This is a genomic window from Collinsella intestinalis (genome assembly GCF_902364775.2).
In the GTDB taxonomy this organism is placed as follows: Bacteria; Actinomycetota; Coriobacteriia; order Coriobacteriales; family Coriobacteriaceae; genus Collinsella.
Genome location: NZ_CABJEU020000002.1, coordinates 152304 through 167450 on the forward strand (window position 1 = coordinate 152304; position 15147 = coordinate 167450).

The 15147-nt window shown below is 63.7% G+C and carries 12 protein-coding genes; 9 read left to right on the forward strand and 3 right to left on the reverse strand.

Features of this window, described 5'->3' with window-relative positions:
* Positions 1-108: 108 nt before the first annotated feature.
* From FY258_RS06400 to FY258_RS06430, 7 genes are all read left to right on the forward strand, one after another.
* Complete coding sequence (locus FY258_RS06400) at positions 109-1908, forward strand: 1-deoxy-D-xylulose-5-phosphate synthase (protein ID WP_118104279.1); 1800 nt, start codon at positions 109-111, stop codon at positions 1906-1908.
* Positions 1909-2130: 222 nt separating this feature from the next.
* The gene (locus FY258_RS06405; protein WP_118104281.1) at positions 2131-3120 is read left to right on the forward strand and encodes a glutamate ABC transporter substrate-binding protein; all 990 of its coding nucleotides are present in this window, start codon (positions 2131-2133) and stop codon (positions 3118-3120) included.
* A gap of 162 nt (positions 3121-3282) precedes the next feature.
* Positions 3283-3942: an amino acid ABC transporter permease gene (locus FY258_RS06410; RefSeq protein ID WP_118104282.1), complete on the forward strand. Its 660-nt coding sequence runs from the start codon at positions 3283-3285 to the stop codon at positions 3940-3942.
* Positions 3939-4799, forward strand: a complete 861-nt coding sequence (locus tag FY258_RS06415; protein ID WP_118104284.1) for an amino acid ABC transporter permease — start codon at positions 3939-3941, stop codon at positions 4797-4799. Before FY258_RS06410 ends, FY258_RS06415 begins: the two co-directional genes overlap by 4 nt.
* A gap of 83 nt (positions 4800-4882) precedes the next feature.
* Positions 4883-5620, forward strand: coding sequence for an amino acid ABC transporter ATP-binding protein (locus tag FY258_RS06420; RefSeq protein ID WP_310592059.1), 738 nt, complete (start codon positions 4883-4885; stop codon positions 5618-5620).
* Positions 5621-5623: 3 nt separating this feature from the next.
* The gene (locus FY258_RS06425; RefSeq protein ID WP_118104288.1) at positions 5624-6388 is read left to right on the forward strand and encodes a gamma-glutamyl-gamma-aminobutyrate hydrolase family protein; all 765 of its coding nucleotides are present in this window, start codon (positions 5624-5626) and stop codon (positions 6386-6388) included.
* 102 nt (positions 6389-6490) lie between these two features.
* On the forward strand, positions 6491-6730 hold the full coding sequence (locus FY258_RS06430; RefSeq protein ID WP_118104290.1) for a hypothetical protein: 240 nt from the start codon (positions 6491-6493) through the stop codon (positions 6728-6730).
* A 365-nt stretch (positions 6731-7095) separates the two neighbouring features.
* Here the strand turns inward: FY258_RS06430 and FY258_RS06435 are convergent, their stop codons facing one another.
* The 3 genes from FY258_RS06435 to pyk all read right to left on the reverse strand — a co-directional run bounded on the left by FY258_RS06435 (position 7096) and on the right by pyk (position 10812).
* A complete protein-coding gene (locus FY258_RS06435) occupies positions 7096-7824 on the reverse strand; it encodes a B3/B4 domain-containing protein (RefSeq protein WP_118104292.1) in 729 nt (242 codons plus the stop codon).
* Between the two features lie 173 nt (positions 7825-7997).
* Entirely contained in the window at positions 7998-8918 is a 921-nt protein-coding gene (locus FY258_RS06440; RefSeq protein WP_259324488.1) for a DUF389 domain-containing protein, read from the reverse strand.
* Positions 8919-9342: 424 nt separating this feature from the next.
* Entirely contained in the window at positions 9343-10812 is a 1470-nt protein-coding gene (pyk, locus tag FY258_RS06445; RefSeq protein ID WP_118104294.1) for a pyruvate kinase, read from the reverse strand.
* Between the two features lie 331 nt (positions 10813-11143).
* Between pyk and FY258_RS06450 the strand changes: the two genes are divergently transcribed.
* Complete coding sequence (locus FY258_RS06450; protein WP_118104296.1) at positions 11144-13822, forward strand: cation-translocating P-type ATPase; 2679 nt, start codon at positions 11144-11146, stop codon at positions 13820-13822.
* 3 nt (positions 13823-13825) lie between these two features.
* Positions 13826-14974: a ribosome small subunit-dependent GTPase A gene (gene rsgA / locus FY258_RS06455; RefSeq protein ID WP_118104298.1), complete on the forward strand. Its 1149-nt coding sequence runs from the start codon at positions 13826-13828 to the stop codon at positions 14972-14974.
* The last annotated feature ends 173 nt before the right edge of the window (positions 14975-15147 follow it).

A 15147-nucleotide genomic window follows, 5' to 3' on the forward strand; every position in this document is an offset into this window, starting at 1 on the left:
TATTGCCGTTTGGCGGATATGTCTCATTTTCATCATCGGAGTATGCGAAACTGGTACTCTACGTAATACATTGTTCGTCATCCGCATCACGGGAGGTTCGTCGCACGCATGCTGCTGGAACGCATTTCATCGCCGCAGGACGTGAGGGACCTCGATGCCGCCGACCTGCCGCTTCTTTGTTCTGAGATTCGCCAGGCCATCCTTTCGAGCTCGGCTTCGGTAGGGGGTCACATCGGTTCGAACCTCGGCGTCGTGGAGCTTACCGTCGCCTTGCACCGCGTGTTCGATTCGCCGACGGACAAGCTCATCTTCGACGTTTCCCATCAGACGTACGCGCACAAGATGCTCACGGGCCGCGCCGCGAACTACCTCGACGCCGAGCGTTTCGGCGGTCTGTCCGGTTTCACCAGCCCGGCCGAGTCCGAGCACGACCTGTTCTCCGTCGGCCATACCTCCACTTCCGTGAGTCTCGCTTGCGGCATGGCCAAGGCGCGCGACCTCATGGGTGCCGATTACAACGTCGTCGCCGTCATCGGCGATGGCTCCATTTCCGGCGGTCTTGCGTTCGAGGGGTTTGACAACCTTGCCGAGCTCGGCACCGGCGTGATCGTCATCGTGAATGACAACGGCTGGTCCATCGCCGAGAATCACGGCGGCATCTATCGCAACCTCGCCGAGTTGCGCGAGAGCGAAGGCACCGCCCCCAACAACTTCTTCCGCTCCCTGGGGCTCGACTATCGCTTCCTCGCCAATGGCAACGACGAGGCGGCAGTCGAGCGCGCCTTGCTCGAGTTGCGCGATATCGACCATCCGGTCGTCCTGCACGTGTGCACCGTCAAGGGCTCCGGTTACGAGCCCGCTGAGGATGACGCCGAGGGCTGGCACCACGTGGGCCCCTTTGATATCGAGTCCGGCACGTATGAGGCGCTCCGCCGCAGCCGTTGCGAGAAGAGCGAGACCTATGCGGATATCACCGGCCGCCATCTGCTCATGCGTATGGCCGCCGATGAGCGCGTGGTGGGCATTTCCGCCGCCACGCCCTACATCATGGGCTTCACTAAGCCCCGGCGCGATGCCGCGGGTTCTCAGTTCGTGGACGTGGGCATTGCCGAGGAGCATGCCGTGACCTACGCCGCGGGCCTTGCGCGCGCAGGCGCCAAGCCGGTGCTCGGCCTGTACGGCGTGTTCATGCAGCGCGCGTATGACCAGCTCTGGCACGATTTGTGCCTGAACAACCTGCCCGCCGTCATCCTCGACTTCGGCTCCTCCGTGTATGGGACGAGCGATGCGACCCATCTGAGCTTCTTCGACCTTGCCCTGCAGGGGGCTCTGCCCAACCTGCGCTGCCTGGCGCCCACGTGTCGCGAGGAGTATCTCGCCATGCTGGATTGGGCTATCGACCAAGACTCTCGTCCCGTGGTCGTTCGCGTTCCCGGCAATGGCGTCGTTTCCAATCCCGACTTCGCGCTCGACCCTAAGGCCCTGGCGGCCGAGTTCGCCCTCCCGCGCTATGACGTGGTGCACGAGGGCTCCGATGTTGCGATTCTCGCGTTGGGCAGCTTTTTCAGCCTGGGTGAGAGCCTGTGCGACGCGCTTTCCGCTCCCGCTGACGGCGGGCCTGCGCTCGATGCGACCTTGGTGAACCCGCGCTTCGCCACCGAGCTCGACGAGGCGGCTCTCGACGACCTCGCCCGCTCGCATCGTGTGGTCGTGACGCTCGAGGACGGTGTGCTCGAGGGCGGTTGGGGCGAGAAGGTCGCTCGCTACCTGGGCCCGACCAGCGTGCGCGTGCTGTGCTACGGCGTGCGCAAGGGCTTCCCGGATCGCTTTGACGCCGACGAGCTCCTTGCCGAAAATGGCATGACCCTCGAGGCGATCACCGCCGATATCCGCGCCGCCCTTTCCTGACGTCGCATTGGGAGTGCGACGTTCCCAATTCCATCTAGCCCATCGATGACGCCCGCGCTCCATAACGCGGGCGTCATCGCGTAAATGCTGTGGTTGCCGTGCAAGTGATACAAGTGTCGCGGTTGGGGCATAAGAACGCGTAAGTCCATGAGTACGTTGGGCTGACTGAGCAAACACTGCGGTAAGATAAAGTATTATCGCGTACAGGGGAAAGGAACCCTCATGAGCAAGACCATGCGTGAGTTCACGCTCGACCGTCGCCAGGTGCTTGGCGCCGCAGTTGCCGGCGCGGCTACGTTGGGCCTGGCCGCATGCGGCGAGCAGCCGGCCGCCCCGGCGCCCGCCGGGTCCTCCACGGGAGATGCCGCCGAGGATCAGGAGCCCGCGCTTCTCGATGCCGTCGCCTATGACAAGCTGATCGCCTCCGGCGCCGTCGCCGATGATGCGACCATCGCCTCCAGCGAGTGGGCCCAAAAGATCAAGGATGCCGGGACGATGCGCCTCGGTGTCGTCCAGACCTCCATGCTCTTCAGCCTGTTGAATGAGAAGGACGGTAAACTGCGCGGTTTCGATGCCGGTCTTTCCCAGTTGCTCGTTCGCTACATCCTGGGCGATGAGTCCAAGTTCGAGGCCACGCAGGTCACGTCCGACACGCGCGAGTCCGTCCTGCAAAACGACCAGGTCGACGCGGTGTTCGCCACGTATTCCATCACCGAGGACCGCAAGAAGCTCATCTCCTTCGCCGGTCCCTACTACGGTACGCAGCAGTCCATTCTCGTGCTCGCCGACAATGACGATATCGCCAGCGTCGACGATCTCGCGGGTAAGAACGTGGCCGCCCAGTCCGGTTCTACCGGCCCGAGCATCATGGAGGAGGTCTGCCCCGACGCCAAGCTTCAGGAGTTCAAGACCGACGAGGAGGCACGCAGTGCCCTCGCCCAGGGTCGCGTGGACGCCTATGTCATCGATCGCAACATGCTCTTCTCCGACATGATGAAGCAGCCTGGTAAATACAAGATGGCCGGCGAGCCTTTCGGCCCCGAGGACCTGTACGGCATCGGCCTCCCGCTCGACTCCGATGGCGTCGCGTTCGTGAACGCCTTCCTGACCAAGGTCGAGGAGGACGGTACCTGGGAGGAGCTGTGGAAGCTCTGCATCGGCGATCGTGCCGAGATCGACGAGGTCCCGCAGCCTCCGGCGATTGGCGCGTAGGCTCGCGAGATGTGCGTGGCGTCGCTCGCATCGATGGCGTGCGACGCCGATTACGAGGATGTGCGGAGGCGCCCGTGCCTGCCTGCACGCGATGCGTGACGGGTGGGCCGGCGCCTCCGCGGCGTTGTAACTGACAGGGTCAAACGTGGGGAAGGGGTGTTCATGGGGCTGTCGGAGCTGATGGCGACCTATGGGCGCAATTATTGGGAGGCGCTGCTGTCCACCTGGGGGATGACGGCATTTTGCTTTGCGTTCGTGATGGTGCTCGCCGTCGTCGTGACCGTGATGCGCGTGTCCCCGTTCAAGCCGCTGCGTCTGCTGGGCGATGGCTACGTCCAGGTGTTCCGCAATATCCCGGGCGTTGCGCTGCTGATCATCATCGTATATGCGCTGCCCAGCTTGAAGTTGGTGCTGCCGTACCGCACGTGCGTGATCCTCACGGTGGTGCTCGTGGCCTCCGCCTTTGGCTCCGAGAACTTCATGACCGGCATCAACACCATCGGTGTGGGCCAGATCGAGGCCGCACGATCGCTGGGTCTTTCATTTGGGCAGATGCTCCGTCGGATCGTGATCCCCCAGGCCCTGCGTACCACGGTGCTGCCCATGACGAACCTGCTCATCGCCGTGCTGCTCACCACCTCGATCGGTTCGCAGGTCCCACTCGATCCCCTTGAGCTCACCGGCGTGGTTTCCTATATCAACACGCGTGCGACCGGCGGCATCCTGGCCTTTGCCGTCTCGGCTGCCGGCTACGCTCTCACCGCGGTGGTCATCGCGTTCGTGGGCAATCGAATCGACCGGAAGGTGAGGATCGTCCGATGAGCGCCATGACTTCAACCTCCCGTCCCGTGAGTATCCGCGATGCCCTGTATGAGGCCCCCGGACCCAAGACTCGCGCGAAGATCCGCGTGGGTACGGCCATCACGGCCGTGTTGGTCGCCCTGCTTTTGGGATTTGTGGTGTATCAATTTTGGGCGACCGGCCAGCTCAACCCGAGGTACTGGATGTTCTTCACGCAGTTGAGCACGTGGAGCTATCTGCTCGCGGGCTTGCGCGGTACCCTCACGGTGGCACTCACCGCTGGCGGCATCGCGTTGGTTTTGGGCCTCGCCCTCATGCTCGGGCGCACGAGCGGCATCCGCGTGCTCGAAGCGGTCTGCCGCGTCGTGACCGATTTCTTCCGCGGCGTGCCGAGTCTGCTGTTGATCTATTTCTTCTTCCTGGTGGTGCCCCAGTACGGTATCAGGATGTCGTCGTTTTGGATGCTCACCTTGCCGGTCGCGCTCGCGGCTTCGGGCGTGCTCGCCGAGGTGTTTCGCGCGGGCGTGAATGCCGTTCCCCGCGGTCAGACCGAGGCGGCGCTGGCGCTCGGCATGAGCCCGTTTCGCGTGAAGCTCAAGATCGTGCTTCCCCAGGCGATCAGGTACGTGATCCCCTCGCTCATCTCCCAGCTCGTGGTCGTGGTGAAGGACACCACGGTCGCATATGTGGTGAGCTACCCCGACATGTTGCAGAACGCCCGTGTACTGATCACCAACTATGACGCCCTGGTGAGCACTTATCTGGTTGTGGCGGTGATTTACATCCTGTTGAACTACGCCATCAATCAGTTGTCGGTGTACGTGGCGCGCCGCAGCGGCACCCGCGTGGTGAGCCGCTACAGCACCAACCCCGCTTAACCCTCGAGCGTCCACCGCGGGCGCATCGTTGATCAAGTCCTCGTGAGAACGGATTCGATATGTCCAATCAGTCAAAGAGTTCCATGGCTCCCATCATCGAGCTTCGCCATGTGGACAAGCATTTCGGCGACCTGCATGTGCTCAAGGACGTGAGCCTTTCCGTGGGCAAGGGCGAGGTCGTCGTGGTGATCGGCCCCTCGGGCTCTGGCAAATCGACGCTGTGTCGTGCCATCAACCGTTTGGAGACCATCGATTCGGGCGAGATCCTCATCGAGGGCAAGCCCCTTCCCCAGGAGGGCCGCGAGCTCGCGGCCATGCGCGCGGAGCTTGGTATGGTGTTCCAGAGCTTCAACCTGTTCGCCCATATGAGCATCTTGCAAAACGTCACGCTCGGCCCCGTCGAGGTACTCGGCATGTCCAAGGCGGAGGCCGAGCAGCGTGCTATGGAGCTGCTCGATCGCGTGGGCGTGGCGTCTCAGGCGAACAAGGTGCCGGCTCAGTTGTCCGGAGGCCAGCAGCAGCGCGTCGCCATTGCCCGCTCGCTGGCCATGCGCCCCAAGGCCATGCTCTTCGACGAGCCCACCTCCGCGCTCGACCCCGAGATGATCAACGAGGTGCTCGATGTCATGGTCGATCTCGCCCGTCAGGGCATGACCATGATCGTGGTGACCCATGAGATGAATTTCGCCCGACGCGTGGCCGATCGCGTGGTCTTCATGGCTGACGGTGCGATTGTTGAGGAGGGGGCGCCCGACGCCTTTTTCGATCATCCGCAATCCCAGCGTGCCCGCGACTTCCTCGACTCCATCAAGGGACATTAGACTATGACCGCAGCAGATGACAGACCGATAATCCTGATCGCACCGCGCTTGGAGCAGCCCAAACCGTGTTTGCAGATGCCGGAGCGCCTGGCCCCCGAGGAGACGGGGTCCACGGTGTTTCTCAACGCGATTCTCGCCGCGGGCGGCTTGCCGCTCATCATGGCGCTTACCGAGGACGAGGATGTCATCGCGCGCTATGTCGAGATGGCCGATGGCGTGGCGATTCCGGGCGGGCATGATGTGGACCCTGCCTTGTGGGGCGAGGAGGAGCCGTATGACGAGCGCCTGCTCTGCCATGAGCGCGACTCTTTCGAGCTCAAGCTCATCCGCGCGGCGCTGAGGGCGCATAAGCCCCTGTTCGCGACGTGTCGCGGTATGCAGATCCTGAACGTGGCGCTCGGCGGTACCTTGTGCATGGATGTGCCGAGCCTGCCCGTGCCGGAGGGCAAGGTCCACTGGCGTCATCTTCCGATCCTGCACGACCCCGCGCACCCGATCGCGGTCGAGGACGGCTCGCTGCTCGCGCGGATTCTCGATTGGCCGGGCGAGGTGCAGGTCAACTCGAGCCATCATTGCTGTGTCGACAGACTCGGCGAGGGCGTGCGTCTCGTGGCCGTGGCAACCGACGGCGTTCCCGAGGCCATCGAAGTGGAGGGCGAGCGTTTCTGCATGGGCGTGCAATGGCATCCCGAGTACACCTGGGAGTCAATACCCACCGACTTCAAGCTCTGGTGCGCTTTTGTGCGGGCAGCGCGTGGCGAGCGGTGAGTTGGGCCACCGCTGGCGGAAAGATGCGCTTGAGGGCATCCGTTTGGGGTAGGACTGAAGTATCGCAAGGGCGCCGTATGCGCTACGTCGAAGGGAGCGATCATGCCTATCGATGCGATGTTCTTCGTCCTGTTGCTGGTTGTGTGCGGCTTCATTGGCTATCTCGCGGTTCCGCGGGTGATGCGCAAATGGTCCGTGGCAACCAAGCCCGCCGACGAGCGTTTGGAGTATGCCGCGCACCTGGGCGATGAGGTCGACCAGGGAGCCTCGGCGGATGTTCCTGCCGAGAGTGAGCGCGCCGGCCATCACGACCGGGGGAGCACCCGGATTCGTCAGCTGTAATGCTTGATTGCGAGGTGCTTTCCATGAGGCGCCCTCGCAGCGAGCGCTTTCATGGCGGGGGCCGAGATGATAAGCGCCTTCAGGGCCATCGGTCGGTGCCGATGGCCCTATTTTTGCCGCGGAAATCGTGATCGCGGCATTATGTCTGGAAATTCGAGTCTTGTTCGATGCGCCAAGAAAGTTGGATGAGCTTTTTCGTATCAAAATCGGAACAAGGCGAGCAGGGCATCTTCAATCTGTTTTAAAAGCGCAGGTCGCAAACGGCCGGCAGGCATCTCTATTCGCTAAAGGACGAACTGAGTACGAAAAAGCTCAACTTGGTCGTGGGATGCACCTCGAACGTCTTCGTCCACTGGATCGAGTTTCTAAGGCTCGATAATTACCTCGCGATGGTCGCATGTAATGAGCTCTGCGACTGCGATGGTTGCGCCCAGGTGCTTCTCAACGAGCTGCGCGAGCTCTTCGGTAGCGGCCCGACAGTCCTCGATGCGCTCTGCCTCGACGCATTCTACGATGAGGAAAGCATTGCTCGTGTTGTGGGTGAGGGCGGTTCGCACGCCGTCTCGCCAGTTCCAGCAACGGCACACGGCACCCGCGTCATCTACATAGGCGAGTTCTCCGGGCAGCGTGGGGTCGTTCTCGGCGCCCTCGCCCAGCGGCGTGAATGCGTCGCCGCCCTCCGTGATGCGAAGGCGCAGATCCCCCTCAAAGGCGTCGAGGTCCTCTCCGCCCAGCGGCAGGGCGTATTTGAGGGAGATCGCGTTGTAGAGGTCCACCGAGGGTGAGATGCTGCCCACGGGGTTGCCCTTGAGGACGCGCTTGAGTAGGTTCTCGATGGAGCAACGCGCGCCGCGCTTGGTCTTGAATTGCTGATAGGCCTGGCGCCAAGCGCGAACGGGCGCGTTCTCGGAGAGGGTGGGCGATTCCAAGTGTTTCTCGGCGAGCGCGTTGGCGCGGGTGAGAAGCTGCTCGATCGCCTGCGCGTCTTCGGGTGATATCTCGTTCGCCGGCTTCATGCCGCGCGCGACGATAACGCCGAGCGATGCCCCCGGGAAGAGCTGCCAAAACGAATCCTCGGTCACGAACTTCTTCATGTGCTTCTTCCTTTGAATCGGTGATTGCCCGGGAAACTGCGTGCAATTGCCCGTTTGCGAAAAGGCGCCCACCTACCGGCCACCTTCAAAGTCCTACGGTGCCGGCACGTGAGCGCCTCAGCGCCGCCCCCATCCGGAGAAGGGGGCGTTTATGTATCAGGGGCCATTGTACGCTAAGAGGCTGCGACTGAAAACTCGACACGGTCGATCTCGGGGACGTCGATGCGGATGAGCTCCTCGGCGACGTTTCGAGCCTCCTCGTCGAGGGCGACATTCGTCGAGACGTGCGCCACAAGCTCCGTGCGCCCCTGTGTGTCGCCCGCTTCGACGGCAGTTTCATTGCCCACGGTGTACTCCTCAAAACCGGGGCAGACAACGGCAAGTTCTTGCGCCGTTTCGGTTGCGCCGAACGCTGCCGGTGCCGGGGCGTCCGCCTCGCGAACCAGATTGGCGGTGAGCAGCAGGCAGGGGATGGCGAACAGTCCCGTGCCGAGCAAGATGCGCCAGCGCAGTGAATGGGAGAGCGCCTGCATGCTCTCTTCCTCGGCCGCGGTGATGACGCCGTCGTCGTTGAGGTCCCGCTTGAGCGGCACGCGCAAAAGCAGCAGCACGACCTGTGCGGAGAGTGCGATGAACACGACGTTGATGCCGAACTCGTACAGCGCCGAGAGGAAGAGCCCGCCGTCGACGGCTGCCAGGCCAAAGCCCGCGGCACATAGTGGCGGCATGAGCGAGGTCGCCACCGCCACGCCGGAGATGAGCGTGGCCGGTTCCTGGTCGCGTGAGTTGCCTAGCCCGCCGGCGAAGCCGCCCACGAGCGCGAGCAGCAGGTCCCATGCGGTGGGGTTGGAATTGTCGGCCAGCGCATGGGTCATGCCGGCGACGGGGGAGAAGTGGAAGTAGAGCGTTGAGGTGACGAGGCAGAAGGCCATTTGCAGGGCAAGGCCACCCACCGCATCGCGGATGAGCGCCCGATCGACCGTCGCCATGCCGTAGGCGATGGCGAGGACGGACCCCATGATGGGACAGATGAGCATGGCTCCGACGATGGCGATGTCCGAATCGGTGTCCAGGCCGACGCAGGCGATGACCATGGCGATCACGAGAATGCACAGATGGGTTCCGTTGAGGCGCGCCCCGTTGACGAAGCGCTTCCGGATTACGTGGTAGGGTGCGCGGCCTTCCCGGATGTTGAATGCGCGCCGGAGGAATCGGTGAAGGTCATAGCCCCAGCGTTCGAGGGGGCTGCGCTGGCCGTGTCGGCGCTTGTGCCGGTTGATGTACTTTTTCAGATCCTCGTCGTGTTCTGCCAATTCATCCTGCCCTGCGTTGTCTTCCGGGTGCGGCGAACCCGCCATCTCGGCATTTTTGTCCCAACCTCGCATCGTGTCAACGGATGCGCGATGCGCCGTGGATTGATTGGAACCCAAGATGGAGCATTGCCGTGTCCCGTACATGAAAAAAGGCACCGACGCGAAGTCGGTGCCTTTTGCGTACGCGATGGGTGCGCTGTTGGAATTAGCGGACCTGAGCCACGTAGGCGAGGTTGGTCGAGGAGACCTTGCCCTCGAGCTGGACGGAGAGGCGGGCGTCGCCGGCGGTTGCGACGGTGAGGTCGCCCTTCTCGACGAAGCCGAGCTCCTTGGCCGTCTCGACGGCCTTCACGATGGTGCCGTTGACGGTGCCCTGGGTGATCTCGGCCTGGCGCGGGATGACGCCCCAGTACATGATCATCTGCTGGACGGCCCAGTCGTGACGGGAGAACGCCAGGATGGGCATGTTCGGGCGGAAGTGGGAGATCAGGCGGGCGGTGCGGCCAGTGGTGGTGGGCACGGTGATGCACTTGGCGCCCACGGCGGTGGCCATCTGGACGGCGGACATGCCCACGACGTTGTTGACGATGCGAGTACCGGAAGCACCCTCGGGCATGGCGAGCTCGGCGTGAGCGGCCATGTGCTTCTCGGTCTCGATGGCGATGGAGGCCTGCATCTTGACGGCCTCGACCGGGTACTGGCCGGCCGCGGTCTCACCGGAGAGCATCACGGCGTCGGTGCCATCGAGGATGGCGTTGGCGACGTCGGTGACCTCGGCGCGCGTCGGGCGCGGGTTGTGCTGCATGGAGTCGAGCATCTGCGTGGCGGTGATGACGGGCTTGTAAGCCGCGTTGCACTTGGCGATGATCTCCTTCTGGATGTGGGGCACGAGCTGGGCCGGGATCTCGATGCCCAGGTCGCCGCGGGCGACCATGATGCCGTCGGAGGCCTCGAGGATCTCGTCGAACTTCTCCACGGCCAGGCCGCACTCGATCTTCGGGAAGATCGTCACGTGCTTGCCGCCGTTCTCACGGCACAGCTGGCGGATATCCTCGACGGCCTTGCCGTTGCGGATGAAGGAGGCCGCGATGTAGTCGATGTTCTGGGTGAGGCCGAACAGGATGTCCTGACGGTCGCGCTCGGTGACGGCGGGCAGGGAGATGTCGACGTTGGGGATGTTGACGCCCTTGCGCTCGCCGATGAGGCCGTTGTTGAGGACGACGCAGTGCATGTCCTGGCCGTCGATGGACTCGACCTCGAGGCCGACCAGGCCGTCGTCGATCAGGATGATGGAGCCCTTCTCAGCCTCGGACGGGAGCTTCTCGTAGTCGAGGGAGATGTGGGAGGCGTTGCCGAGCCAGTCCTCGCTGGTGGGCTGGGCGGTGACGGTGATCTTGTCGCCGGCGTGGACCTCGACCTTGGCGTGGCCCTCGAGCAGGCCGGTGCGGACCTCGGGGCCCTTGGTGTCGAGCAGGATGCCGACGGGCTTGCCGACCTTGGCGGCGCAGCGGCGCACACGCTCGATGCGGCCCTGATGCTCCTCATAGGAGCCATGGGAGAAGTTGAAGCGGGCGACGTTCATGCCCGCCTTCAGCATCTCGCAGATAGTCTCGTCGTTGTCACAGGCAGGGCCCATGGTACAAACGATCTTGGTGCGCTTCAGTTTCTGCTGCATTCAGACCTCCATCTGATGTCAGTGATAGGCGTCGTGGGCGAATACGTATGCACGAGTCATTATAGGAAAACCTACGCCGCTTATCGACATGAATCGACCGTGTGCCGATTCAATTCATATTGGACTTGCTTCAGGCACTGCCTATCGTTCCGGTATGTGTGCATTGCGCCGAATCGCGTCTCCAGCTGGCATAGGGCCCGAAAGCTTGGGTACCATATCGACCATTGACAAGCCCTTGCCCAGATTCCGGGAATTATAATCGGGTGTCAGACTGTTGGATTGGGGCGCGGTGCGCCTGCGTCCCGCTTGGCATACTCCGGGAGGGGTTAGATTGAAAGAGTACTTGGCTTCGGCTGAGGAGGTGCTCGAGGAGCAGTCCACGAGTGCCGCTCAGGGTCTGACGGCCGCTGAGGCGCAGTCGCGCCTGGCGAGCGTGGGCCCGAACAAGCTTGATGAGGAAGAAAAGACTCCCATGTGGAAGCGCTTCTTCGAGCAGATGGGTGACCCGATGGTCATCATGCTGCTCGTTGCGGCCGCCATCTCCGTCATCACCGGCTTCATCCAGGGCGAGCCCGAGTGGGCGGACGCCGCCATCATCCTGTCCGTCGTCATCCTGAACTCCGTCCTCGGCGTGGTGCAGGAGGCCAAGTCCGAGCAGGCCCTCGAAGCGCTGCAGGAGATGTCCGCGGCTCAGTCCAAGGTCATCCGCGATGGCAAGATGGTCCATATGGCGAGCTCCGAGCTCGTCCCCGGCGACGTGGTCCTGCTCGAGGCCGGCGACTCCGTGCCTGCGGACTGCCGCGTGATCGAGAGCGCCTCCATGAAGATCGAGGAGGCCGCCCTTACCGGCGAGTCCGTCCCGGTCGAGAAGCACGCCGACGTCATCTCCCTCGCCGAGGGCGCCGACGATGTGCCGCTGGGCGACCGTAAGAACATGTGCTACATGGGCTCCACCGTCGTGTATGGCCGTGGCCGCGCCGTCGTGGTGGGTACCGGCATGAACACCGAGATGGGCAAGATCGCCTCCGCGCTCACCAGCGCCAAGAAGGAGCTCACCCCGCTCCAGATGAAGCTCAACGAGCTTTCCGGCATCCTGACCAAGCTCGTGCTCGCCATCTGCGTGATCATCTTCGCCGTGGACATCGTTCGCCACTTCGGCGAGCTGGGCTCCAACCCGGCCATGATGCTCGACACCTTCATGGTCGCCGTGTCCCTGGCCGTCGCCGCCATCCCCGAGGGCCTGGTCGCCGTCGTGACCATCGTCCTCTCCATGGGCGTCACCAAGATGTCCCGTCGCCAGGCCATCATCCGCAAGATGACCGCCGTCGAGACCCTCGGCTGCACCCAGATCATCTGCTCCGATAAGACCGGCACCCTCACCCAGAACAAGATGACCGTCGTCAAGCACGAGCTCGCCGCCGACGAGGACAAGTTCCTCGCTGGTATGGCTCTGTGCTCCGACGCCAAGTACGACGCCGAGAAGGGCGAGGCCGTGGGCGAGCCCACCGAGTGCGCCCTCGTCAACGACGCCGCCAAGGCCGGCATGACCGATCTCGACTCGCAGCGTCCGCGCATCGGCGAGGCCCCGTTCGATTCCGGCCGCAAGATGATGTCCGTCGTGGTCAAGGACGTCGATGGCGACTACGAGCAGTTCACCAAGGGCGCTCCCGACGTCGTCATCGGCCTGTGCACCCACGTGTACGACAACGGCCAGGTCGTGGAGCTCACCGACGAGCGCCGCGAGCAGATTCTCGCCGCCAACAAGGCCATGGCCGACCAGGCCCTGCGCGTCCTGGCCCTCGCCAACCGCACCTACACTGAGGCCCCGACCGACTTCTCCCCTGAGGCCCTCGAGCACGACCTGGTGTTCTGCGGCCTGTCCGGCATGATCGACCCAGTCCGCCCCGAGGTCACCGCGGCCATCGTGGAGGCCAAGGAGGCCGGTATTCGTCCGGTCATGATTACCGGCGACCACATCGATACCGCTGTCGCCATCGCCAAGGACCTGGGCATCGTCGAGGACGCCTCCCAGGCCATCACCGGCGCTGAGCTCGACAAGATCTCCGACGAGGACTTCAAGACCCGCGTCACCGAGATTTCCGTCTACGCCCGCGTCCAGCCTGAGCACAAGGCCCGCATCGTCGACGCCTGGAAGAGTCTGGGCAACATCGTCGCCATGACCGGCGACGGCGTGAACGACGCCCCGTCCATCAAGCGCGCCGACATCGGCGTGGGCATGGGCATCACCGGTACCGACGTCACCAAGAACGTCGCCGACATGGTCCTTGCCGATGACAACTTCGCCACCATCATCAACGCGGTGGAGGAAGGCCGTCGTATCTACGACAACATCCGCAAGGTCATCCAGTTCCTGCTGTCCGCCAACATCGCCGAGGTCCTCTCGGTGTTCGTGGCGACGCTGATCGGCTTCACCATCTTCCAGCCGGTCCAGCTGCTGTGGATCAACCTCATCACCGACTCCCTGCCCGCGCTTGCGCTCGGCATGGAGGAGGCCGAGGGCGACGTCATGAAGCGCAAGCCGCGTAAGGCCTCCGACGGCGTCTTCGCCGGTGGCATGGGCATCGACATCGCCTTCCAGGGCGTCATCATCACCATCCTGGTGCTCGCGTCCTTCTTCGCCGGTATGTACTTCCACAACGGCGCCATCGAGCTGTCCATGCTCACCGACGGCATCGCCGATCCGGAGGGCGTCACCATGGCCTTCATCACCCTGTCCATGGTCGAGATCTTCCACTCCTTCAACATGCGCAGCCGCCGTGCCTCCATCTTCTCCATGAAGACGCAGAACAAGTGGCTGTGGGGCGCTGCCGCTCTGGCCGTCGTGCTGACGGTCGTGCCCGTCGAGGTCGACTTCCTGGCCGAGGTCTTCGGCTTCATGACCCTCGACCCGATCGCCCTGTTCACGGCCCTCGGCCTGGCCTTCCTGATCATCCCGCTGATGGAGATCTACAAGGCCGTTATGCGCCGCGTCGAGAAGAACCAGGACTAACGCGTGGCTGACGTCTTGGATCATATTCCGAGCTTTGGGGACCTGCGTGTCGATGACACGCAGGTCTCTGCGTTTGAAGCGGCGCGCTCGGAGCTTGCGGGGACGCTCGATATCCCCCTGGAAGAGATCGAGTTGGGCGCGGTCGTGCGCCTGGACCGCGGTTTTCCCATGATCGCCACGCGCGGCGGGGCCCTGCTGCGTGCCGAGCATGCGGTCGACTTCGCCAAAGGCAAACCGGGTAAGCGCGGGAAGCGCTCGAAGCGCGCCGCCGATGCCGAGATTGCCTCTTCTGCCGGCGTGGACGGCATGTTGCCGAGCGTGGGCGACGTCGTGGCGGTCCGCGTGACCCCCGGTCACGATATGGGCGTTATCTTGCGCGTTTTGCCCCGCCGGACGAGCTTTGAGCGCTGGCGCGGGAAGAACCGCGGGGAGCGCCAGGTGCTCGCCGCGAACGTCGACGTGATTTTCATCGTGCAGCCGTTGGGCGCCGAGCGCGATACCCTGCCGCTCATGCGCGACCGCGTCGCCCGCTCGCTCGTGCTCGCACGCGACTGCGGGGCCGACCCCGTCGTGGTGCTCACCAAGGTCGACCGTTGCGAGCCCGCCGAAGTGGCCGACGTGTGTGGCGCCCTCCGTCGCCTGACAGGTGCGGGTGTGCGCGTTATCGCGACGTCCTCGCGTACCGGCGAGGGCTTGGACGAGGTTCGCTCTTGCATCCCGCAGGGGAGCGTGGGCATGATTTTGGGCGAGTCCGGTGCGGGTAAGTCAACGTTGTTGAACACCCTGCTCGGCTCTGAGGCATTGGAGACCAACGCCGTGCGCGAGCGCGATGACGCCGGTCGGCACACCACGGTCGCTCGCATCATGGTGGCCCTCCCCGAGCCCTGCGGCGTGATTGCCGACTGCCCGGGCCTTCGGTCGCTGCCTTTGGTGGGCCACGAGCGCGGTCTCGCTCGTAGCTTCCCCGAGATCGTCGAGGCTTCCCGCGCCTGCCGCTTCAACGACTGCACGCACCTCCACGAGCCGGGCTGCGCCGTCCGCGAGGGTGTGGAGTGCGGCGAGATCGAACAGTCGCGTTTGGATGCGTTTCTTTCGCTCGCCCGGGAGATGAGGGTAAGCGCGCAGAGCCTCGACCCCGATATCCGCCTATAGAGCAATCGTCCGTGCGGATGCGCGATGGGCCTTCTGTCGCATGAGGTATCGCCGGAGATGGGGCCGGGGCGTGGCTGACGCCCCGGCGACCTACGTGGTTGCGCCCCCGATCTGGGAAACACCGAGTGGACCCTTGTGGCCAACGTCGTGCAACTTCAGTCGTACAACTTCAT